This window comes from Roseinatronobacter domitianus (assembly GCF_023336755.1).
In the GTDB taxonomy this organism is placed as follows: Bacteria; Pseudomonadota; Alphaproteobacteria; order Rhodobacterales; family Rhodobacteraceae; genus Roseinatronobacter; species Roseinatronobacter domitianus.
On the sequence record NZ_JALZWP010000003.1, the window covers coordinates 225,678 to 247,250 of the forward strand.

Annotated in this window: 23 protein-coding genes; 16 read left to right on the top strand and 7 right to left on the bottom strand. The window is 62.6% G+C overall.

Going from position 1 to position 21,573, the window contains the following annotated elements; all coding sequences use genetic code 11:
• Positions 1–34: 34 nt before the first annotated feature.
• Together M3N55_RS05115 and M3N55_RS05120 are read right to left on the bottom strand one after the other, a co-directional pair.
• Complete coding sequence (locus M3N55_RS05115; RefSeq protein ID WP_249057033.1) at positions 35–1,531, bottom strand: fused MFS/spermidine synthase; 1,497 nt, start codon at positions 1,529–1,531, stop codon at positions 35–37.
• Positions 1,532–1,596: 65 nt separating this feature from the next.
• Positions 1,597–2,007 (bottom strand): metallopeptidase family protein, encoded by a 411-nt coding sequence (locus M3N55_RS05120; protein WP_249057035.1) that lies wholly within the window; start codon positions 2,005–2,007, stop codon positions 1,597–1,599.
• Positions 2,008–2,073: 66 nt separating this feature from the next.
• Here M3N55_RS05120 and gltX point away from each other — a divergent pair, with 66 nt between their 5' ends.
• On the top strand, positions 2,074–3,405 hold the full coding sequence (gene gltX / locus M3N55_RS05125) for a glutamate--tRNA ligase (protein ID WP_249057037.1): 1,332 nt from the start codon (positions 2,074–2,076) through the stop codon (positions 3,403–3,405).
• Between the two features lie 8 nt (positions 3,406–3,413).
• On the opposite strand, the gene M3N55_RS05130 is transcribed toward gltX, so the two are convergent.
• Positions 3,414–4,133 carry an arylesterase gene (locus M3N55_RS05130; protein WP_249057039.1) on the bottom strand — a complete coding sequence of 240 codons (720 nt, stop codon included), beginning with the start codon at positions 4,131–4,133 and terminating at the stop codon, positions 3,414–3,416.
• Here M3N55_RS05130 and M3N55_RS05135 point away from each other — a divergent pair.
• Together M3N55_RS05135 and M3N55_RS05140 are read left to right on the top strand one after the other, a co-directional pair.
• Positions 4,132–4,833: an ABC transporter ATP-binding protein gene (locus M3N55_RS05135; protein ID WP_249057041.1), complete on the top strand. Its 702-nt coding sequence runs from the start codon at positions 4,132–4,134 to the stop codon at positions 4,831–4,833. The two genes, M3N55_RS05130 and M3N55_RS05135, sit on opposite strands and share 2 nt — an antisense overlap.
• Positions 4,830–7,364, top strand: a complete 2,535-nt coding sequence (locus M3N55_RS05140; RefSeq protein ID WP_249057044.1) for an ABC transporter permease — start codon at positions 4,830–4,832, stop codon at positions 7,362–7,364. The genes M3N55_RS05135 and M3N55_RS05140 overlap by 4 nt, the downstream gene beginning before the upstream one ends.
• Before the next feature lie 25 nt (positions 7,365–7,389).
• Here M3N55_RS05140 and dxs read toward each other — a convergent pair whose 3' ends face one another.
• The 4 genes from dxs to M3N55_RS05160 are packed head-to-tail and all read right to left on the bottom strand — an operon-like array spanning position 7,390 to position 11,381.
• Positions 7,390–9,306: a 1-deoxy-D-xylulose-5-phosphate synthase gene (gene dxs / locus M3N55_RS05145; RefSeq protein WP_249057046.1), complete on the bottom strand. Its 1,917-nt coding sequence runs from the start codon at positions 9,304–9,306 to the stop codon at positions 7,390–7,392.
• A gap of 31 nt (positions 9,307–9,337) precedes the next feature.
• Entirely contained in the window at positions 9,338–10,213 is an 876-nt protein-coding gene (locus tag M3N55_RS05150) for a polyprenyl synthetase family protein (RefSeq protein WP_249057048.1), read from the bottom strand.
• Entirely contained in the window at positions 10,210–10,449 is a 240-nt protein-coding gene (locus tag M3N55_RS05155; protein ID WP_249057049.1) for an exodeoxyribonuclease VII small subunit, read from the bottom strand. Before M3N55_RS05155 ends, M3N55_RS05150 begins: the two co-directional genes overlap by 4 nt.
• Positions 10,446–11,381: a histone deacetylase family protein gene (locus M3N55_RS05160; protein WP_249057052.1), complete on the bottom strand. Its 936-nt coding sequence runs from the start codon at positions 11,379–11,381 to the stop codon at positions 10,446–10,448. The genes M3N55_RS05155 and M3N55_RS05160 overlap by 4 nt, the downstream gene beginning before the upstream one ends.
• Before the next feature lie 115 nt (positions 11,382–11,496).
• On the opposite strand from M3N55_RS05160, the gene M3N55_RS05165 reads away from it, so the two are divergent.
• The 13 genes from M3N55_RS05165 to M3N55_RS05225 all read left to right on the top strand — a co-directional run bounded on the left by M3N55_RS05165 (position 11,497) and on the right by M3N55_RS05225 (position 21,500).
• Positions 11,497–12,969 (top strand): AMP nucleosidase, encoded by a 1,473-nt coding sequence (locus tag M3N55_RS05165; protein ID WP_249057055.1) that lies wholly within the window; start codon positions 11,497–11,499, stop codon positions 12,967–12,969.
• Positions 12,970–13,153: 184 nt separating this feature from the next.
• On the top strand, positions 13,154–13,444 hold the full coding sequence (locus M3N55_RS05170) for an HU family DNA-binding protein (RefSeq protein ID WP_249057057.1): 291 nt from the start codon (positions 13,154–13,156) through the stop codon (positions 13,442–13,444).
• Positions 13,445–13,565: 121 nt separating this feature from the next.
• Entirely contained in the window at positions 13,566–14,735 is a 1,170-nt protein-coding gene (locus tag M3N55_RS05175; RefSeq protein ID WP_249057059.1) for an acetyl-CoA acetyltransferase, read from the top strand.
• A gap of 2 nt (positions 14,736–14,737) precedes the next feature.
• Positions 14,738–16,306, top strand: a complete 1,569-nt coding sequence (locus M3N55_RS05180; RefSeq protein ID WP_249057159.1) for an acyl-CoA synthetase — start codon at positions 14,738–14,740, stop codon at positions 16,304–16,306.
• Positions 16,303–17,112: a PPC domain-containing DNA-binding protein gene (locus tag M3N55_RS05185; RefSeq protein WP_249057060.1), complete on the top strand. Its 810-nt coding sequence runs from the start codon at positions 16,303–16,305 to the stop codon at positions 17,110–17,112. Before M3N55_RS05180 ends, M3N55_RS05185 begins: the two co-directional genes overlap by 4 nt.
• 179 nt (positions 17,113–17,291) lie before the next feature.
• Complete coding sequence (locus M3N55_RS05190) at positions 17,292–17,831, top strand: transposase family protein (protein WP_249057062.1); 540 nt, start codon at positions 17,292–17,294, stop codon at positions 17,829–17,831.
• Between the two features lie 131 nt (positions 17,832–17,962).
• The gene (locus M3N55_RS05195; RefSeq protein ID WP_249057065.1) at positions 17,963–18,178 is read left to right on the top strand and encodes a hypothetical protein; all 216 of its coding nucleotides are present in this window, start codon (positions 17,963–17,965) and stop codon (positions 18,176–18,178) included.
• A 1-nt stretch (position 18,179) separates the two neighbouring features.
• Positions 18,180–18,362 (top strand): regulatory protein GemA, encoded by a 183-nt coding sequence (locus M3N55_RS05200; RefSeq protein ID WP_249057067.1) that lies wholly within the window; start codon positions 18,180–18,182, stop codon positions 18,360–18,362.
• Entirely contained in the window at positions 18,359–18,589 is a 231-nt protein-coding gene (locus M3N55_RS05205) for a phage protein GemA/Gp16 family protein (protein ID WP_249057069.1), read from the top strand. Before M3N55_RS05200 ends, M3N55_RS05205 begins: the two co-directional genes overlap by 4 nt.
• A 268-nt stretch (positions 18,590–18,857) precedes the next feature.
• Positions 18,858–19,301 carry a hypothetical protein gene (locus tag M3N55_RS05210; RefSeq protein WP_249057071.1) on the top strand — a complete coding sequence of 148 codons (444 nt, stop codon included), beginning with the start codon at positions 18,858–18,860 and terminating at the stop codon, positions 19,299–19,301.
• Between the two features lie 3 nt (positions 19,302–19,304).
• On the top strand, positions 19,305–20,021 hold the full coding sequence (locus tag M3N55_RS05215) for a Mu-like prophage major head subunit gpT family protein (RefSeq protein ID WP_249057073.1): 717 nt from the start codon (positions 19,305–19,307) through the stop codon (positions 20,019–20,021).
• A gap of 2 nt (positions 20,022–20,023) precedes the next feature.
• Entirely contained in the window at positions 20,024–20,956 is a 933-nt protein-coding gene (locus tag M3N55_RS05220) for a phage protease (protein WP_249057075.1), read from the top strand.
• A 136-nt stretch (positions 20,957–21,092) separates the two neighbouring features.
• Positions 21,093–21,500, top strand: coding sequence for a hypothetical protein (locus M3N55_RS05225; RefSeq protein WP_249057077.1), 408 nt, complete (start codon positions 21,093–21,095; stop codon positions 21,498–21,500).
• Positions 21,501–21,573 lie beyond the last annotated feature (73 nt).

Genomic DNA, 21,573 nt, shown 5'->3' on the forward strand with positions numbered 1-21,573 from the left:
AAAGCCCGCTTCGTCCGCATAGCCACCCTTCCACCTAACTCCGCGCCCCCATCAGGCGGGCAATCGGCACGTAATCATCCGTCATGACAACGGTCGTATCGCGTGCGACCAGATCGCGGATCGACGCCGCATCCACCCGCACCACCTGACGCGGTTCGGGGTGCAGATGGGTGAACTGGCTGACCGGGGTTGGCGCGTCGCCTGCGACCATGATGAACACGCGCCGATCCTCTGACGGGTCATGCAGCGGGTCGGCCCAGATCTCGACCACGTCGAACTCTGCCTGCGCGGTGGCCACGACCGAGGCCAACGCCTCCAGCCGGTCCATATGGTCGATCACGTTCATGATATAGGCGCCGCCGGGGTTCAGCCGGCGATTTACAAGGCTAAAGAATTCCTGCGTGATAAGATGTTCCGGCACGGCGATATCGGTGAAGGCATCGCCAATCACAATGTCATAAGTCACATCCGACCGCGTCAACACCCGCCGCGCATCGGCGTGGATAACGGTTGCCGTATCCCGGTCGAACCAGAACTGTTCCGCCGCAATCCGGGTCACTTCCGGGTCCATTTCGGCCACGGTCACATCAACCGGTTCTTCATGCGCGGTCCATGCGCGCGGCAAGGCATAATTGCCGCCGCCGATCAGGAAAGCCGACCAAGCGTCGCGCTCTGCCATCCGCAGCCGCGAAAGACCGTCCAGCATGATCCCATGTGACGGGATCATGGCGCGCGCGTCTTCTGCGTCCGAAACGCCATGCACCAAGTGGTCCAACACCATATAGCGCACAAGCGGCTCGCCCGGCTGGTCTACGACTCGAATACAGAAATAGCTGCTTTCAACCAAACACGGATCAGGCCGGGTCAGGGTCGTGCCGGCCAGCACCAAGGGCAGAAGCGCGGCGATAGCACCTTGCGTCATCCAGCGGCCAAATCCGCGCGCGGCCCAAAGGCTGTGCAAGGCCAAAAGCACATAAACCACCGTAACGACAACCAAGGTGCCGGTGCTGCCGAGCCACGAGATGAAGATGAACCCCGCCGCCAGCGTGCCCAGAATGGCCCCCCACGCGCCTGCGGCAAACATCGCGCCCAAAGCGCGGCCGGCGCGGTCCGGGTGGCGCAACACGGCCACATGGCTCAGGATCGGCGCCGGGATACCCGCGAAGAAGGACGGCAGGAAGAACACCAGCGTCGTCAGCACCACGATCACGGCGACCGGGTGGTCAACCGTTGTGATGACCGGCCCCGCAACCCCGCGCAACAGGAACAACGCGCCGCCCGTGGTCAGCGCCGCCGCCAGCAGCGCCCAGCCATTCGCGCGCAAAGCTTGGTCCGGCGGCAATTCCGCCAGCCGCCCGCCAACCCAATGCCCCGCCGAAAACCCCGCCAGCACCACCGCGATGATAGAGGTCCATGTATAAAGCGACATGCCCACATAGGGTGCCAGCATTCGGCCCGCGACAATTTCGACCACAAGGCTTGCGGCGGCAACGGTGGCCTGAACCGCGATCAATACCCAGAGTTTGTGCATCCGCCCTCCCGAAGCTGCCGCGCCACGTTAGGGCCATGGCAATGCACAGACAAGCGCCTATGCACTTAATCCATCCACGGTGCGACCTGCGCGATATCGCCATCTGACCAGCCGAAATGATGCGCCAATTCGTGCAGGTAAACATGCGCGACCAGATGGCCCAGCGGAATGTCACCGCGCGCAACCCATTCGTCCAGAATCGGACGGCGAAACAGCCAGATCGTATCCGGCCCAAGCACCTGCTCGCCCAGTTTCTCTGGCAGGGGCGTGCCGTCATACAGTCCCGTCAACTCGAACGGGTCATCTATATCCAGCTCTTGCAGCATGGCATCGGGCGCGAAGTCGACGACCTGCACGGCAACCGCTTTGGCATGGGTGGCAAAAGGCTCTGGCAGCTCCGCAATCGCAGCCGCGACCAGCGCCAGAAAATCGGCGTCATCTGGGGGCAGGTGGTCGGTCCAGAGCGTGTCGTTCATGCTCACGGTCTTGCATGCGCGCGGGGCTTGTGAAAGAGGAAAGCGGATGAAAAAGGGGTTTTCACCATGTCCAGCATCGTCACCCGCTTCGCGCCCTCGCCCACCGGGCATCTGCATATCGGTAACCTGCGCACGGCGCTGTTCAACTACCTGATCGCGCGGCAGCAGGGTGGCACCTTCGTGCTGCGGCTGGATGACACGGACCCGGAACGCTCCAAGCAGGAATATATCGACGCGATCAAGTTCGATCTGGAATGGCTGGGCCTGACATGGGACCGGGTCGAGCAGCAATCGAAACGGCTGGACCGCTACAAGGACGCCGCCGAGAAGCTGCGCGCGGATGGCCGCTTTTACGAATGTTTCGAGACCCCGACCGAACTGGACCTGAAGCGCAAGAAGCAGTTGAACATGGGCCGCCCGCCGGTCTATGACCGCGCGGCGCTCACGCTCAGCGAAGCCGAACGCGAAGCCTTGCGGGCCGAGCGTGATGGCTATTGGCGGTTCTTGCTGGACCAAGCCCGGATCGAATGGGACGATGGCATTCTTGGGCCGCTGTCGATTGATGCCGCAAGCGTGTCCGACCCGGTGCTGATCCGCGCCGATGGGCAGGTGCTGTATACGCTGGCCTCTGTGGTGGATGACACCGATATGGGCATCACCCATGTCGTGCGCGGGTCCGACCATGTAACGAACACGGCCACGCAAATCCAGATCATCGAGGCGCTTGGCGGAACCGTTCCCAGCTTTGCGCATCACTCGCTTCTGACCGGCCTGCAGGGTGAAGCATTGTCGAAACGGCTGGGCGTGCTGTCGTTGCGCGATCTGCGCAAACAGGGTGTCACGCCGAATGCGCTGTTGTCGCTGATGGCGCGGCTTGGGTCCAGCCAGCCGGTGGAGTTGCGCGCCTCGCTGGACGAGATTGCCGAGGGCTTCGAGTTGTCGCAATTCGGGTCCGCCCCCACCAAATTCGATGCCGAAGATCTGTGGCCCCTGACGCGCGGCGACCTGCAAGCGCGGCCCTATGCGGCGGTTGCGGACACCATCCGCAGCCTTGGTGTGCCCGACGATCTGGCACCGCAGTTCTGGGACGTGGCGCGCGAAAACATCACAACATTGGATGATCTGTCGGGCTGGTGGGCGCTCTGCCGCGACGGGGCAAGCCCGGTCATTGCAGACGAAGACCGCGAGTTCATTGCCCAAGCCCTGACCCTGCTACCGCCGCCCCCCTATGGCCCGACCGCGTGGAAAGACTGGACCGATGCGGTCAAAGCGGCCACCGGGCGCAAGGGCAAGGGTCTGTTCATGCCGCTGCGCATGGCTTTGACGGGCCAAGCGCGCGGGCCAGAAATGGGCGCGCTGATGCCGCTGTTGCAAAAGGTGCCGGCGCGCGACCAGTAATCTGCGCCTTAGCCCTCTGCCTCCGCGACCGACTGCACAAGCTGCAAGACCTCTGGCCCCATCGCATCGACAATCTCTTGCACGCCGGTCGCGTTGGGGTGGATGTTGTCATCCTGCATCAAATCCCGAAACGACATGCCAGCGTCCGCCTTCTCCGACAACGGGCGCAGGAAATCGGGGTAAAGCGGCACATCGTATTTCGCCGCCAGATCGACATACATGGCCTCGAACGCATTTTTGAATTCGGGGCCATAATTCCCCGGCGCGGGCAGACCGACCAACAGTGCCGGGATGCGCTCCAACTTCAGCCGGGCCAGAATACCGTCCAGATTCTCGCGGCTGGTTTTCGGGCTAAGGCCGCGCAGCAGGTCATTGCCGCCAAGCGCCACGATCATCGCGTCGGCGGGTTCGGCCAGCGTCCAATCCATGCGCGCAAGCCCGCCCGCCGTTGTATCGCCCGACACGCCTGCGTTAATCACCGTTACATCCGCGCCTTGCTGTGTCAGCCAGTCCTGCAACACGGGGACAAAGCCTTCACCGTCTGCCAAGCCGTAGCCTTGGGTCAAGCTATCCCCCAGCGCCACCAGCCGCACCGTGTCTGCCGTGGCGGGTGCGACGGAAAGCGCACATAACGCCGTTAAACCCAAAAGCCCGGCGCGTGCGCGGTTGCCAGCGGAACGTGACACCCCATATGCGAAGGAAGCGAACTGATGCAGGACGATTTTCATGACTGATTCCGTGCTTTCTATGTCGAATGTCGGGCTAACCCTTGCAGGAAATGCCGGGCCGGTCACTATTCTGCGTGACATTACTCTCGACATTGTGCGCGGGCAGACTGTGGGCATGGTGGGTCCGTCGGGGTCGGGCAAGTCATCCCTCCTGATGCTGATGGGCGGGCTGGAGCGCGCGACAGCAGGCAAGATCACGGCCCTTGGCAACGATCTGACCACGCTGAACGAAGATGCGCTCGCCCGTTTTCGCAGGGATCATATGGGGGTGGTGTTCCAGTCTTTCCACCTTATTCCGACCATGACGGCCTTGGAAAACGTGGCCACGCCACTGGAACTCGCCGGAAAATCCGATGCGTTCGACCGTGCCGAGGAAGAATTGCGCGCCGTGGGCCTTGGCCACCGGATGGACCATTACCCCGCACAAATGTCGGGCGGCGAGCAACAGCGCGTGGCCTTGGCCCGCGCCGCCGCGCCGCGCCCCGATATTTTGCTGGCGGATGAACCGACGGGCAATCTGGACGGGCCAAACGGACAAGCGATCATGGATCTTCTGTTCGGATTACGCGACCGCCATGGGGCAACGCTGGTGCTGGTCACACACGCGCCCGACCTTGCCGCGCGCTGCGACCGGGTCATCCATCTGGCCGATGGCAGGGTCGCGCAGGATAACGCACGCGTTTCAAAGGCCGCCGAATGATCCGGGTCGCGTGGAACATTGCCCGGCGCGAGTTGCGCGGCGGCTTGCGCGGGTTCTGGGTATTCCTTGCCTGTCTGGCGCTTGGTGTCGGCGCGATTGCGGCCATCGGGTCTATTCGCAGCGCGATCGACGCGGGGCTGGAACGCGAGGGCGCGACGCTTCTTGGGGGTGATGCGGAATTGCGCTTCACCTACCGCGAGGCGAATGCAGAGGAACGCGCCTTCATCGACGCATTCGCAGCGAGCGTGTCCGAAGTGTATGATTTCCGCTCCATGGCCGTGGGCGGCGTGGGCGGCGAGGATGCAGAGCGCGCGATCACGCAAGTAAAAGCGGTAGGCAGCGCCTATCCGCTGGTGGGCGAGATGCGGCTCGACCCTCCTTTGCCGTTGTCGCAAGCTCTGGACGGTGCAAATGGCCTGCCCGGCGGCGTGATGGAACCCATTTTGGCCGACCGTTTGGGGCTGGAGATTGGCGATACCTTCCGCTTGGGCGTGCAGGATTTTGTCCTGACGGCCCATATCCTGCGCGAACCCGACGGGTTTGGCGGCAATTTCGGATTCGGCCCACGCACGCTGGTGCGCAAGATAGCCTTGGAAAATGCCGAACTACTAGGGCCGGGCACGCTCTATGAGGTGAACTACCGCCTGCTTTTGCCCGGTGCCGATCTGGACCAAGCGCGCGACATAGCCCTTGCGGGGCTGGAGGGCGCGGGCGTGCGCTGGCGCGACAGCCGCAACGCCGCGCCACAGGTGCGCCGGGTCATTGACAGGGTGTCGTCTTTCCTTGTGCTGGTGGGGCTTGCGGGGCTGGCTGTGGGGGGCGTGGGCGTATCCGCCGCCGTGCGCACCTATCTGGACAGCAAGACCAACACCATCGCCACGCTGAAAACGCTGGGCGCGCAAAGCCGGACCATCTTTACCGTTTACCTTATGCAAATCGGCGTTCTCACCGGGCTGGGGCTTGCCGTGGGGCTGGCGCTGGGGGCGCTTGTGCCCTTCATTGTCGCGCCCTTGGTCGCGGACCAACTGCCGGTGTCCTTGCAGATTTCGCTCTCGCCCGCGGCCTTGTCCGAAGCCGCCATATACGGCGCGCTGACCGCGCTTATCTTTACGCTTTGGCCATTGGCGCGCACCGAACATGTGCGCGCGGCGACGATCTTTCGGGGCGCAGCAGAGGCCACGCAAAGCTGGCCGCGCCTGCCCTATCTGCTGGTGATCGCCGCGCTGGTGGTTGTCCTGGTGCTGATTTCTGCCGCCTTTGCGTCGGTCCCGGCCCTGGCCTTCGCCACGGCTGGCGGCGTGCTTGGCGCGCTGGTCGTGCTGGCACTGGCGGCCATCGGGGTGCGTGTTTTGGCACGGCGTCTGGCCCGGTCGCGCGCGCTGCGCGGCAAAACCGCGCTGCGCATGGCAATGGGTGCCATTTCCAACCCGCGTGAGGGCGCGGGCGCGGTTATCCTGTCGCTGGGGCTGGGGCTGACGGTGCTGGCCGCCGTGGGCCAGATTGACCACAATCTGCGCAACGCCATTGCCACGGACCTGCCCGACCGCGCGCCAAGCTATTTCTTTCTGGATATCCAGAATACGCAGATAGACGGGTTTCTGGACCGGCTTGCTCAAGACCCCGATGTGCAAGATGTGCAAACCGCGCCCATGCTGCGCGGTGTTGTGACCGCGCTGAACGGCATCCCGGCGCGCGAGCATCCGAATTCTGGCCATTGGGTGCTGCGCGGGGATCGCGGCGTGTCATATTCCGCCAACCTGCCAGAGGGGGCAACCCTGACCGCTGGCGAATGGTGGGCGCCCGACTATGCCGGCCCGCCCCTGATAAGTTTCGCGCAGGAAGAAGCCGACGAACTGGGCCTGAGCTTGGGCGACACTGTCACCGTCAATGTGCTGGGGCGCGAGATCACCGCCACCATCGCCAGCCTGCGCGAGGTCGATTTTTCGACCGGCGGCATAGGGTTCGTGATGGTCATGTCACCCATGCCGATCTCTGCCGCGCCGCACACGCATATTGCCACCGTTTACGCGGCAGAAGCCGCAGAGGGCGCGATCCTGCGCGATCTGTCCAACTTGTTTCCCAATGTCACCGCCATTCGTGTTCGGGAAGCGGCGGAACGGGTGACAGAGGCGCTGTCGACCATGGCCACCGCCACAAGCTACGCGGCCTTGGCCACTTTGCTTACAGGTTTTGTCGTGCTGATCGGCGCGGCTGCGGCGGGTGAACGCGCGCGCGTGTTCGAAGCGGCGGTGATGAAAACCCTTGGCGCAAGCCGCGCCGCTATCCTGACCAGCTTTGCGCTACGCTCTGCGCTGATGGGGGCGGCGGCAGGGATCGTGGCGCTGGGGGCTGGCGCGCTGGCCAGTTGGGCAGTTATGCGCTTCGTGATGGAAAGCACTTACCGGTTCGAACCGTATTCGGCATTGGGCATCATCGCGGGTGGCGTCATTGCCACGCTGATCGCCGGTTTGCTATTCGCGCTGCGGCCCTTGGGCGCGCGGCCCGCAGGAATTCTGCGGGCACAGGACTAAGCATCTGCGGGCAATCGCGGATCGATCAAGCTGTCAGTGCCTGCGCGCTTTCGCCCAGCACTGACAGCACCTTCTCGACAATCTGCGGCGCGTTCATGGCGGCCACGTCGTACATCGCCGCCGGGCTGGCTTGGTCGATGAAGGTGTCGGGCAACACCATGGAGCGGAATTTCAGCCCATGGTCAAACACGCCTTCCTCTGCCAGAAGCTGCGCAACGTGGCTGCCGAAGCCGCCGACAGCGCCTTCCTCTATGGTGATTAGCGCCTCGTGGTCGCGCGCAAGGCCAAGGATCATTTCGCGATCCAGCGGCTTTGCAAAGCGCGCATCGGCCACGGTTGGGGTAATGCCTTTGGCGGCCAGCGCCTCGCAGGCTTTCAGCACCTCGCCCAGACGCGTGCCAAAAGACAGGATCGCCACGCGGCTGCCTTGCTGGATCATCCGGCCCTTGCCAATCTCCAGCGGGATGCCACGTTCTGGCATCTCAACGCCCTCGCCTTCGCCGCGCGGATAGCGAAAGGCGATGGGGCCTTCGTCGTGCGCCACGGCGGTGGCGACCATATGGACCAGTTCCGCTTCGTCCGCAGCCGCCATAACGGTGAACCCCGGCAGGTTGGCCAGATAGGCTACATCGAAACTGCCCGCATGGGTCGCGCCATCCGCGCCGACAAGCCCCGCCCGGTCGATGGCAAAGCGCACCGGCAGGCGTTGAATGGCCACGTCATGCACGACCTGATCGTAGCCGCGTTGCAGGAATGTCGAATACATCGCGCAAAACGGTTTCATGCCGCCAGCGGCCAGCCCGGCGCAGAAAGTCACGCCATGTTGCTCGGCAATCGCCACGTCGAACATGCGGTCCGGGTGCGCCTTGGCGAACAGGTCCAACCCCGTGCCATCGGGCATGGCCGCCGTGACGGCCACGATCTTGTCATCGCGTCCGGCCTCGTCAATCAAAGCCTGCGCAAAAACTTTGGTGTAGCTGGGGGCGTTGGGCGCGGCTTTTTGCTGCTTGCCCGTGACCATGTCGAACTTGGCGCGGGCATGGCCGCGATCCTCGGCATCTTCGGCCGGGGCATAGCCCTTGCCCTTCTTGGTCAGCACATGGATCAGCACAGGTTCATCGGCACGCGCCTGAAGCGTCCGCAGAACCCACAAAAGCTGGTCCAGATCATGCCCGTCGATGGGGCCGATGTAATTGAAGCCCAACTCCTCGAACAAGGTGCCGCCAACGGTCGCGTGTTTCAGCAAATCCTTGGCGCGGCGCGCGCCTTCCTGAATCGGGCCGGGCATGAAGGACAAAGCCCCCTTTACCGCGTGTTTCAGGTCTTGCACCGGACGGTCGGCGTAAATGCGCGACAGATAGCTGGACATGGCGCCGGTGGGCGGCGCGATGGACATTTCATTGTCGTTGAGGATAACGAACAGCCGTTTGCCCAGATGGCCCGCGTTGTTCAGCGCCTCATAGGCCATGCCCGCGCTGATGGCACCGTCGCCGATGACCGCAATCGCGTCGCCAAGCGCCGGGTCGGGCGTGCCGCCAAGGTCGCGCGCCATGGTAAAGCCCAAGGCGGCGGAAATACTGGTCGAACTATGCGCCGCGCCGAACGGGTCATAGGGCGATTCCGACCGTTTGGTGAAACCCGACAGTCCGTTTTCTTGCCGCAAGCTGCGCATTCGGTCGCGACGGCCCGTCAGAATCTTATGCGGGTAGCATTGATGCGATACATCCCAGATCAGCCGGTCGCGGGGCGTGTCGAACACCGCATGCAGGGCAACAGTCAGTTCCACCACGCCAAGCCCTGCGCCCAAGTGACCGCCGGTTTCAGACACGGTCGAGATGGTTTCTGCACGCAATTCGTCGGCCACTTGCCGCAACTGCGCATCGGTCATGCCGCGCAAATCGGCGGGGCTGCGGACCTTGTCCAGAAGGGGCGTGTCAGGCATGGGCTTTGGTCCTTGGCATGCGCGCAGAAGGTTACGCCTTGCGGGCAATAACGAATTGGGCGGCGTCTCGCAATATATCGGCCTGCGAGCCATAGGGGGCAAGGGCATCCTGTGCATGCGCGACCAACTGGCGCGCACGCGCCTTGGCGCCGTCGACCCCAAGCAGAGAGACGAATGTCGCCTTACCCGCCGCCATGTCCTTTTGCAGGCGTTTACCGGCGAGCGCGGCGTCACCTTCTATGTCCAGCAAGTCGTCAGCGATCTGGAAAGCCAGCCCCAGCGCCTGCGCATAGGCCGCAAGCGGTGCGGTGTCGGCCCCAGCCATGCGCGCGCCAGCACAGGCGGACCATTCGATCAGCGCGCCTGTCTTGCCGCGTTGCAACTCGGTGATCGCGTCCAGATCCAGCGGCGATGCGGCGGATTCGGCCGCAATATCCAGCGCCTGCCCCAGCACCATACCCGCCCCGCCAGAGGCATGGGCCAGCGATACCAACAGCGCCAGACGACCGGCATCGGTGGGCGCGGCATCGTCCCGCGCCAGCAGCCCGAAGGCCAGCGTTTGAAGCGCGTCGCCCGTCAGGATAGCAGTCGCGTCGTCCCATTTCACATGCACCGTGGGCTGGCCGCGCCGCAGATCATCGTCATCCATCGCGGGCAAGTCATCATGCACCAGCGAATAGGCGTGGATCGCTTCGATCGCGGCAGCGCTGGCGATCGCGTGTTCCGGCCCGATCCCGTGCAATCGCGCGCTTTCCAGCACCAGAAATCCGCGCAGCTTCTTGCCACCCCTTGCCGCATAAGCCATCGCATCACGCACCATACTGGGCGGAAGGGTCGCGATCTCAACTTGCAACCGCGCTTCGACCCTGTCGGCGGCGGCACTTAACGCAGTGGGAAAGGCACTCATGGATTGAACGGCTCTGTGCCCTTTGGGCTGCCGTCTTCGGCCAGCCGGATCGCTTCAACCCGCATCTGCGCCGCTTGCAGCCGCGCCTCGCAATGCGCTTTCAGCTTTGCGCCGCGTTCATACAACGTGATAGAGTCCTCCAAGGGCACATCGCCGCGTTCCAGCCGGGTGACAACCTGCTCCAACTCTGCCAAGGCGGCCTCGAAGCTCATCTCGTCAATCGGGGTGTCGCTCATGCGCTGCGCTCCATCAGAACCTTGACATGCGCCGCGACCGAGCGGCCCAACGCGGGCAGGGCATAGCCGCCTTCCAGCACGGAAACCAGCCGCCCATCAGCATGTTTCGCCGCCAAGTCGCATAAAGCGCCCGTGACCCATGCGAAATCATCTTCCAGCAGGTCTAGCTGTGCCAGCGGGTCATCCCGATGCGCGTCGAACCCGGCAGAGACAATGACCAGTTCCGGCGCGAAACGGTCCAGTTGGGGCAAGACAATATCTTCATAGATGCGCCGGAAAGCTGCGCCATCGGTGCCCGGCTTCAGTGGCACGTTCATGACGTTGCCATGCGCGCCGGTTTCATCCGCATTGCCGGTGCCCGGCCAAAGCGGCATCTGGTGGCTGGAGATGAACAGCGCCCGGCTTTCGTCCCACAGCAGGTCTTGCGTGCCGTTGCCGTGGTGCACGTCGAAATCCACCACCGCGACACGGGTCAGCCCATGCATCTGCATCGCGTATTTTGCAGCAATCGCGGCCGTGCCGAACAGGCAAAAGCCCATGGGTTTTTCCGTTTCGGCATGGTGGCCCGGCGGGCGCATGGCGACAAAGGCATTGCCACCCTGCGCGCCCATGACCCGGTCCACCGCCGCGCAAGCCCCGCCCACTGCACGCAAGGCCGCCTGCATGGACATGTTGGACACATGCGTGTCAGCGTCGAGCTGGTAGATACCCGCCGCGGGCAACGCGCGGCGAATGCGGTCGATATAGGCTTGCGGATGGCATAGGCGCACGCGCTCTTCGGTGGCAAGCGGTGCGGATTGGCGATCAAGCGCGTCGAATTCCCGCGCGGCCAGAGCGTCTGCAATCGCGGCCAGCCGCGCGGGCGCTTCGGGATGGCCGGGCGGGGTCTGGTGCGCCTCACCATCGGCATGGGTATAAAATGCAGTTGTCATGCCTTGGACGGTATTCGATCAAGGTCTGAGGGGGAAGTGCAATTTCCATGCCCGCGCCGCTTGTCGCAGCGGTGGGCTTGGGGCAAGCTGCGTCAAAGCCCGAATTGGACATGCCATGACCCTTGCCGATATCCAGACCCCGCCTGTTGCGCCGCACAACACCTTTACCGATCCCGATGCGGCGGTGGCAAAGCTGGAGGCTCTCTATCAAGAGGCGACGCAATTCCTGATTGCGGCGTTCAACGATCTTGCCAAGGGGGCCAGCCCGCAAGGCCGCTATCGGGCATTCTACCCCGAGATCCGTTTTGTCACGACGCGGTTTGACAAGGTGGATTCGCGCCTGAGCTTTGGCCATGTCGCGGAACCCGGCGAATATGCCACCACGGTCACGCGGCCCGACCTGTTTCGCCATTACTTGCGCCAGCAGATCGCGCTTTTGATGGAAAATCATGGCATGCCCGTCAGCATCGGCCCCTCTGCCACTCCGATCCCGCTACATTTCGCAATGGCCGGGCGCGGTGACGTAGCCTTGCCAGAGGGCGGCGAGATGGCGCTGTCCTTGCGGGACGTGTTCGATGTGCCTGATCTGGACACCACGAATGACGACATCGTCAATGGCGACCGGGTGCGCAACGCCGATGGGTCGCTGCCTCTTGCGCTGTTTACCGCGCAGCGCGTCGATTACTCGCTGGCGCGGCTGGCGCATTACACCGCCACCACGCCAGAGCATTTCCAGAACCATATCCTGTTCACAAACTACCAGTTCTATGTCGATGAATTCGAAGCCTTCGCCCGCGAGATGCTGCGCGACCCCGACAGCGGCTATACCGCCTTTGTCGCCCCCGGTGATGCGGTCATCACCCAGCCGGATGGCGTTATCCCCCCCCTGCCCCGCCTGCCGCAAATGCCGACCTATCATCTGAAACGCGCCAAGGGCGCGGGCATCACGCTGGTCAATATCGGGGTTGGCCCCTCGAACGCGAAAACCGCGACCGATCATATTGCCGTCTTGCGTCCTCATGCCTGGTTGATGGTTGGCCATTGCGCGGGGCTGCGCAACTCTCAGGCCTTGGGCGATTTCGTACTGGCGCATGCATATTTGCGCGAGGATAATGTGCTGGATGCCGACCTGCCCGTCTGGGTGCCAATCCCAGCTTTGGCCGAAATACAGATCGCGCTGCAAGACGCCGTGGCACAGGTCACGCAACTGGACGGGTACGGGCTGAAGCAGATCATGCGCACCGGCACTGTCGCCACCATTGACAACCGCAACTGGGAATTGCGCGATCAATCCGGCCCGGTGCAGCGATTGTCACAATCCCGCGCGATTGCCCTGGACATGGAAAGCGCCACGATTGCGGCCAATGGGTTCCGCTTCCGGGTGCCTTATGGCACGCTTCTATGCGTGTCCGACAAGCCTCTGCACGGCGAGTTGAAGCTGCCCGGCATGGCATCCAGCTTCTACAAAGCACAGGTCGCGCGACATTTGCAAATCGGGATTCGCGCCATGGAATTGCTGCGTGACATGCCGCTGGAGCGTATTCACAGCCGGAAACTGCGCAGCTTCAGCGAAACGGCGTTTTTGTAACCATCAGTCGATATTTGGCCCGCCCATCGCCGGAACACGCGGGTTTCTGGCATTTTTCCACTGGAAAAGGTGCTTTTGCGGGGTTCAAGGAATTGTCACCACCCGTAAAACAAGGCTAGATGCGCATCGCAAAACAGTTCACAGCGGTGCGAGCGAGACCGCCAAACTTATGCAGGAGAGACGAATGACCGCGAAACCGATGACCAAAACCCAGCTTGTCGCCGCCCTGGCAGAAGAGATGGACGCCGACAAGAAAACCGCAAATGCCGCGCTGGACGCGATTTCCGCGCTGGTCATGCGCGAGGTTGCGGCCGGTGGTGCTGTCACGCTGCCCGGCATTGGCAAGGTCATGTGCCGCGCCCGCCCAGAGCGTCAGGTCCGGAACCCCGCCACGGGCGAAACCATGACCAAAGAAGCCGACCGCGCCGTAAAGGTGACGATCGCCAAGGCTCTGAAAGACGCCGTCAACAGCTAAGGGCTGCGACAATCTGAAAGGCGGGCCTGCGCAAGCGGTCCGCCTTTTGCCTGCGCGCAAGCAAACTCTGGCCAAGTTCAGGGTCGCGGTCTAACCTCTCATCCAAACGGGAGGAATTGACATGGCACAAGCGCAGATCGTGGGCTGGTCCCACACCGCCTTCGGCAAATCAGAGGCCGAGACCACCGAAGCCCTGATAGCCCAAGCCCTCGCCCCTGCGCTGGAACATGCGGGCATTGGCGCGGAAGATGTCGATGGCATTTTTGTGGGCGTCTACAACAACGGATTTTCCCGCCAAGACTTTCAAGGCGCGCTTGTCGCCATGGCGGACGAACGTTTCGCCCATACCCCTGCCACGCGCTATGAAAATGCCTGCGCCACCGGGTCAGCCGCCCTGCATGGCGCGATGGATTTCATCGAATCCGGGCGCGGGCGCATTGCGCTGGTGGTGGGCGCTGAAAAGATGACCGCCACCCCTATTGCCGAGGTGGGCGACATTCTGCTGGGGGCAAGCTACCGCGCCGAGGAAGCCGAGGTTGATGGCGGGTTCGCGGGCCTGTTTGGGCAGATCGCGGCCAGCTATTTCCAACGCTACGGCGACAAATCGGAAGAGCTGGCCATGATCGCCGCCAAGAACCACGCCAACGGCATGGCCAACCCGCTGGCCCATATGCGCAAACCCTTTGATGTGGCGTTCTGCAACACCGTATCGGACAAGAACCCGCGCGTGGCGGGCCCGCTGCGACGCACCGATTGCTCGCTTGTCAGCGATGGGGCGGCAGTGCTGGTGCTGGCGGATGCGGACACGGCTGCTGGCCTGAACCGGGCGATTTCCTTTCGCGCACGCGCCCATGCGAATGACATCATGGCCCTGTCGCGCCGCGATGTGCTGGAGTTCAAAGGCGCGCGGCTGGCGTGGGGCCGCGCGCTGGCCGATGCGGGTGTCACGCTCGATGACCTGTCGCTTGTCGAATCGCATGACTGCTTCACGATTGCCGAACTGCTGGAATATGAAGCCATGGGGCTGGCAGAACCGGGCCAAGGCGGCCGCGTCATCCGCGAGGGGATTACCGCCAAGGACGGGCGCTTGCCGGTGAACCCCTCTGGTGGGCTGAAATCCAAGGGCCACCCGATTGGCGCGACCGGCGTGTCGATGCATGTGATGGCCGCGCAACAACTGACGCATGACGCGGGCGACATGCAGATACCGGGCGCCAGTATGGCAGGCGTGTTCAACATGGGCGGGGCGGCTGTGACGAACTATGTTTCGATCATGGAGCGGGTGAAGTGAGCATGGACCTGTCGCAAGGCATGACGCCCGTATCTACCCGTGTGATGAACCTGTCGCATCTGCTGACGGAAAGCGCACGCCGTGCGCCCGATGACTTGGGGCTGGTCTGGGGTGAGCAAAGCTGGACTTGGGCCGAACTTGAGGCCCGCGCCACCGCCTTTGCCCGCGTGTTGGTGCAGGATTACGGTGTGCAAAAGGGCGACCGCGTGCTGGTGCAATCGGCCAATTGCAACCAGATGTTCGAAGCGGTTTTCGGATGTTGGCGCGCGGGGGCTGTGTGGGTGCCAGCAAATTACCGCCAATCGCCCGAGGATGTGGCCTTCCTTGCGCAATCCTCTGGTGCGAAACTGATGCTTTGCGGGGCCGAATTTGCAGAGCACGCGGCGGCCTGCGGCCTGCCCACCATCGCCATTGGCGACTCGGAGTTCGGCCCGGATTATGAGGCGCTGATCGCCCCCCATATCGGCCAGCCGCAGCCGGTGGCCGACGTTTACCGCGACGACCCGTGCTGGTTCTTCTTCACTTCCGGAACCACCGGGCGGCCCAAGGCGGCGGTTCTGACACATGGGCAAATGGCCTTTGTCATCACCAACCACCTGTGCGACCTTATGCCCGCGACCGGGCCCCAGGATGCATCACTCGTCGTGGCACCCCTATCGCATGGCGCGGGCATTCATCAACTGAGCCAAGTCGCGCATGGGGTGAAAACCATCCTGCCCGCGGGCGCGAAATTCGACCCCGATGAACTGTGGGCGCTGGTCGCGCGCTGGCGCGTGACCAACATGTTCACCGTGCCAACCATCGTGAAACTGTTGGTCGAACACCCAAGCGTCGACGCGCATGACCACGCGTCCTTGCGCTATGTCATCTATGCAGGCGCACCAATGTATCGCGCCGACCAAATCCGCGCGCTGGAAAAGCTGGGGCCAGTGCTGGTGCAGTATTTCGGGCTGGGCGAGGTGACGGGCAACATCACCGTGCTGCCGCCAGCGCATCACCATACTGACGACGGGGCCATGCGCATCGGCACGTGCGGGTTTGCCCGAACGGGAATGCAGGTGCAGATACAGGATGCCGAGGGGCAAGAGGTGGCAGCGTATGAGACCGGCGAGATAGCCGTCATCGGCCCCGCCGTCTTTGCCGGGTATTTCAACAACCCCGATGCCAATGCAAAATCCTTCCGGGGTGGCTGGTTCCTGACCGGCGATCTGGGGCATATGGACAAGGCTGGCTTCGTCTATCTGACGGGCCGTGCATCGGATATGTATATCTCTGGCGGGTCGAACATCTACCCGCGCGAGATTGAAGAAAAATTGCTGATGCACCCAGCGATCTCTGAGGTCGCGGTGCTGGGCGTGCCCGACCCGGTCTGGGGCGAGGTGGGGATGGCGGTTTGCGTCTGCAACGGAGATCCGCCCGCCGACCTGCTGGACTGGCTATCGGGCAAACTCGCCCGCTACAAGCTGCCGCGCCATGTCGTGTTCTGGGACGAACTGCCGAAATCCGCCTATGGCAAGATCACGAAAAAGATGATCCGCGAGGAACTGGATGCGCGCGGACAACTGCCATGATGCGCCATGTTGTCCATCCCGGAGCAGCGGTTGAACCACGCGTGACCGTGCTGCCGGTGCAGGCGCATCCGGTCGAAGTTGTCTTGCGCGGTGGTTTGCCATTCGGGGAGGCAGTTGCGACCGCGTTCGAGGGTTTCGAGGGCGGGTTTCTGGAGCTGCGCGATGTGGCGATGGACCCGCTGGCCTATGTCATCCCCGGCCCCGCACAGAACGGGTTTGCAGCATGGTATAGCGCAACGCAGCAGATGGGTGCAGGCGCACGGATTGTGCAAGGCTGCGTGCATATGGGCTGGCGCGATGGCGCGCGGTTCACGCATACGCATGGCATATGGGAAGACGCGACGGGCGCTCGGCATATGGGGCATATCCTGCCGGATCAGGCGGTGGTCGCGCGCGATTGCACGGTCACGGGCTGGGGGCTGACAGGCGGCTGCCTTGTGGCACAGCCGGACCCGGAAACTGGGTTTACGCTGTTCCGACCAGAAATGCGCGCGGCGCGCAGCGGCGGCCTGCCCGCGCATCTGGTCACGCTGCGCCCCAATCAGGATATTGGCGCGGCACTGGCAGGGCTTGGGCTGACAGGCCTTGTGAAGGGTTTGGGCAGCTTGATCGGAACCGAAACCGACGCGGACCGGCTGGACAGCTATGCGACAGAGATATTGCTGACCGATGGCCATGTCGGTCCGGAGGGTGTGACGCTGCACGCCGCGAGCATCGGGCTGGATGGCCGGATGATCGCGGGGCGGCTGGTGGCCGGGGCGAACCCGGTTCTGGTGACGGCAGAGCTGTTGGTGCTGACCAAATAGCGGGCTTCGCCCAGGTCTTTGTTTCGGGGGGCTTTGCCCCCGTCCGGCCCCGTGCCGGGACCGCACTCCCCCAGGATATTTTTACAAGGATGACCGAAGGCGCGGGAAGCCCTGTATCGGGGTCGCGCTTGGCTGAAGTCTGCAAGCTGAATATAAAATTTGCAAAGCGTTTCAGGGATATGCGCATTGTCCATGCCTTCGAACGGGACAACAAACGGTTCACAGACCGGCATGAATTCCATGTCAAGCGCGGCCTGACCGCACGCCCGATGCAAGCCCTTATGGGGGACGCGCACACAGTCGATCTGACCAGCGGCCAAAAGGCATTTCTGATTGCATGGATGGACTGTTCCAGCGGATATATCTGGGCAACGCCGGTCATGACACGAGGCAATCAAGGTATCTCGCAAAGGGACGTGGCGAATTCGCTTTATGAGGTTGTGACCTGCCCGTGGGGCGGTATGCCTGAAACCTTCATCATCGATAACGGCGGTGAATATGGGTTCATTTCGGAATGCACGACGCGGTTCGCGGCCATGGCTGACCTGTCGAACCTCAATGTGATCCGGTGCCAACCCTATCACCCAGAAGGCAAAGCACGGCTGGAAGGCGCTTTCCAGACGAAGCCCGCGCGCGTGTGGTGGAATATCAGCCGTCCAATCCCGATAGCCCTGAAGAACAACGGCGCAAGAGCACCGAACGGGCGAACGCAGGCTTAATGCGCCATTTCGGCGGCAAGCCGAACGGGGAGTTCGACGCATGAGCAAGATCGAAACACATCACGGCAGAAAAAGAGCGCCGGACTACGCCCAAGCCTGTCACGCTGCACCTGTCCGAAAACGATCTGGACATGATCACGCGGGCGTTGCCGCAAGCCTATGACCTGATCAGCGATTTGGGCCGCGCCTGCGAGTTTCTGGGCAATTCAGACAATGACACGCCGGACATTACGCCGGTTCTGAGGCTGTTTGCGCGGGCATGTCGCGGGGGTGAAGATGACGAACTGGAAGCCCTGTTCAAGCTGGACCTGAAATTCCGCGACGCGGTTAAAAGCGAAGGAGCCTGACATGCCTTTGAGTAGGAAACAGTATTCGCTGATCCATGTGGCGCAATCCAAGTTTGGGATCGATGATGATCTGTATCGGTCGATACTGGCGAACCTGTGCGGCGTGACCAGTTCGACCGAGCTTGACCAGGCGGTGTTCGAACTGCTGCTGGGTTTTTTGAATGGCGTGGGTTCAAGCCCATGACCCGCAACGGGGCGAACTGTGGCACGCGCCCCGGCATGGCCAGCTATGCGCAGCTTGAACTGATCCGGGCGCTTTGGACCGAATACAGCCGGGGCCGCGCGGGCCAGAGCGAGTTGAACAAGTGGCTTGAACGCAGTTTCAAACTGACCAGCTTGCGGTTTCTGGACAAGGCCACGGCGGCAAAGGTGATCACGGCGCTGAAGGCGATGACATCGCGCGCGGCCTGACCCGACCGGACAACGCAGAAAGGGGCGCGGTGAAAGCCGCGCCCCTTTCTTTTGGCAGAACGCCCCATGAAATTCACGCTTGGCCGGTCCTGCCCCCTTTAATCGGTGTTTAACGGCGCGTTTGCCCGCAATCCTGATCTGGCATTCCCGGCTTGCGCCGCAAAATGGCTTTCTGCTACGGTTCAATGGTGCATGGTTTCGGGGCAGATACCCGGCCCTTGACAGGTGTCTAGGTTGGACAAGTGTCAAGGCTGACTATGGTCAGACTATGACCAGAGAACGCCCCTCAGACTTGCCCTATCCGTCCTGCGCGCAATGCGCGGGCATTGGCATTTATGCCGGTCCAGATTGGCAATATGACCTTGAAGACGATCTGGGCTTTGACGTTCTGAAAGCCGTGATCTTGGCGCATGGCGGGCGCGAAATGCACGTCAAGAACACACCCGAACCCGCGACCGATGCGCTTGGACAAGCGAAAATCTGGATGTCCAAACGGTTTGGGGCAGGCAAGATTATTGTTCACTTTGGCCCCTTGGCCCGCAAGAACCGCGTGGCATGGCTGATCTACACCATGCTGCGCGACGGGGCGTCGCTGGCACAGATCGCAGAAGCGGCAAACACCACAATCCGAACAGTTGGGCGTCAAAAAAAACGCCTGCAAGACATGGGCGCGCTTCCCGCGCCCGACCCTTCCAACACCCGGAGACCTTGACCGATGATTATCAACGCAGCCACACTTGACGCCATGTTCAAGGGCTTCAAAACGCTCTACACCACGGCGGCGCTTGACGCCCCGTCGCAGGCCAGCGAAGTCGCTATGACCGTGACCAGCGCCGCGCGCGACGAAACCTATAACTGGCTTGGCCAGTTTCCCCAAATGCGCGAATGGGTTGGCGACGAACGCGTGATCCGGCAGCTTGAAGCGCATGGCTTCACCATCACGAACCGCAAGTTCGAAAGCACCATTTCGATCGGCCGCGACGACATTGCAGATGATCGCTTGGGCGTGTTCAGCCCGGTGATCCAAAGCATGGGCTATGAGGCCGCAATTCACCCCGATCATGTGGTGTTCGGCCTGCTGGCGGCTGGCTTTGCCACCGAATGCTATGACGGTCAGAGCTTCTTTGATACCGAACACCCGGTGGTCGATGAAGACGGCCCCGTGACGGACGCGGACGGGCGGCAAATGGCCTATGCCAGCCGCGCGCCGCTGAACAAGGCGAACCATGAAGCCGCGCGCACCGCGATGCAGCGTCAGGTATTTGACAAGGGCCGTCCCTTGGGGATCAAGCCCACGGTTCTGGTTGTGCCCCCGGAACTGGAAGGCGCGGCCATGCGCCTGCTGAACACTGAACATGTGGACGGCGGCAACTCGAACGAATGGAAGGGCACGGCGAAACCGATTGTCACGCCCTTTCTGAACGCGGCCTGATCATGACCCTTGTTCACGCCACATGCAGCGAATTGCCGGGGGGAACCGCGCCTGACACGGTGCAGCTATTGCCCCCCGGCGCGTTCACGGCGCGCGACGGGCGCGGCTTTCGGCTGGACAACCCGAATGGCCTGATCGCGCTTTTCAAGGCCGACGCGGTGGACAAGCCGGTTGACTACGAACACCAAGAGGATGATCCGGCGCGGCGCGGCAATGGGCCTGTCCCGGCTGCGGGTTGGATCAAGTCGCTCTTCTATGACGCCCGGTCCGGCCTATGGGCCAAGGTGGACTGGACGGCCCGCGCGCGCGAGATGATCGCGAACCGCGAATACCCCTATCTGTCGCCCGTGTTCACGCATGATGCGAATGGACGGATCACACGGCTTATGGGCGCGTCCCTTGTCCATAGGCCAGCCCTACACCTCAAGGCCCTTGCCAGCGAACAGGAGCAGCCCATGCCCGACACATCGACCCCCTTTGCCCGGATCGCAAAGGCGCTTGGCCTGCCAGATGATGCGACCGAAGACGCCATTCTTGCCGCCCTGGGCGAGAAGCTGGCCACCGCGTCCGAAGTCACGCCGGACCCGGCCAAATTCGTGCCGATTGAAGCGGTGCGCGAATTGATCGCAGAGCGCGGTAGCGCCTTGGCGCTGAACTCGGAACAACAGGCGCAAAGCCGCGTGTCAGAGGCCATGCGCGAAGGCTACATCACGCCTGCGATGAAGGATTGGGCCGTGGCGCTTTGCCGCCAAGACCCGGACAGCTTTGATCGCTTCATTGCGTCCAGCCCCCCGGCCTTTGGCCACCTGTTCGGACCAAGCGGCGCGCGTAGCGTGGCCCCTGAAAAGCGGTTCAGCACAAGCGCGCAGAGCGCTGAGGAAATGGCCGTCTGTTCGCAGCTTGGGATTGACCCGGCCAAGCTGGCAAAGGTGTAAGCCGTCACCAGATACCGGCCAGAGCGAGTTCATCACCAGTGCCGGTTCCGTGGCCCCTGACACGGTTCAACAGGGGCCGCGATAAGGCGGGGGCGAGGCTGCGCGCCCCCGCCTGTTTCATGAAAGGGAAGGTGCCATGGCAGAGCAAGACATACCGTCCAATGCAGACCGGCGCGCAACCGCGCAAGGTATCCTTGCCATGTGCCGGGACGTTCGGGCCGATGTTGCCCGGATCGAACGCGAAGCCGAAGCCCTTCTGGCAAGCCTTGAAAATGGCCATGAAGACGCCGTTAAAGTCCCCGTTCAACGCCCGGCTCAACCCTCGCAGCACTTGCGCGAACACCGCCCCGGACGCCCCAAGAAACTTGCCGCCGATCCTGATTTGCGCGCCTTTGTGGACGCCCGGTTCAACCGGATGACCTTTGACCAGATCGCGGATGACGTAGCCCAAAACTTCCCGCCAGAACGGCAAGTCAAACGGTCTGCCATTCACGACTGGTATCGCAGGGTCTATAAACGGAAATATCAATCCGATCCGGGATAGGCCCCGGACCCCCGCCCACTTCCGGTATCAAACCCCAGGTATCAGTGCTAAAACGTAGGTTACAGCACAATGA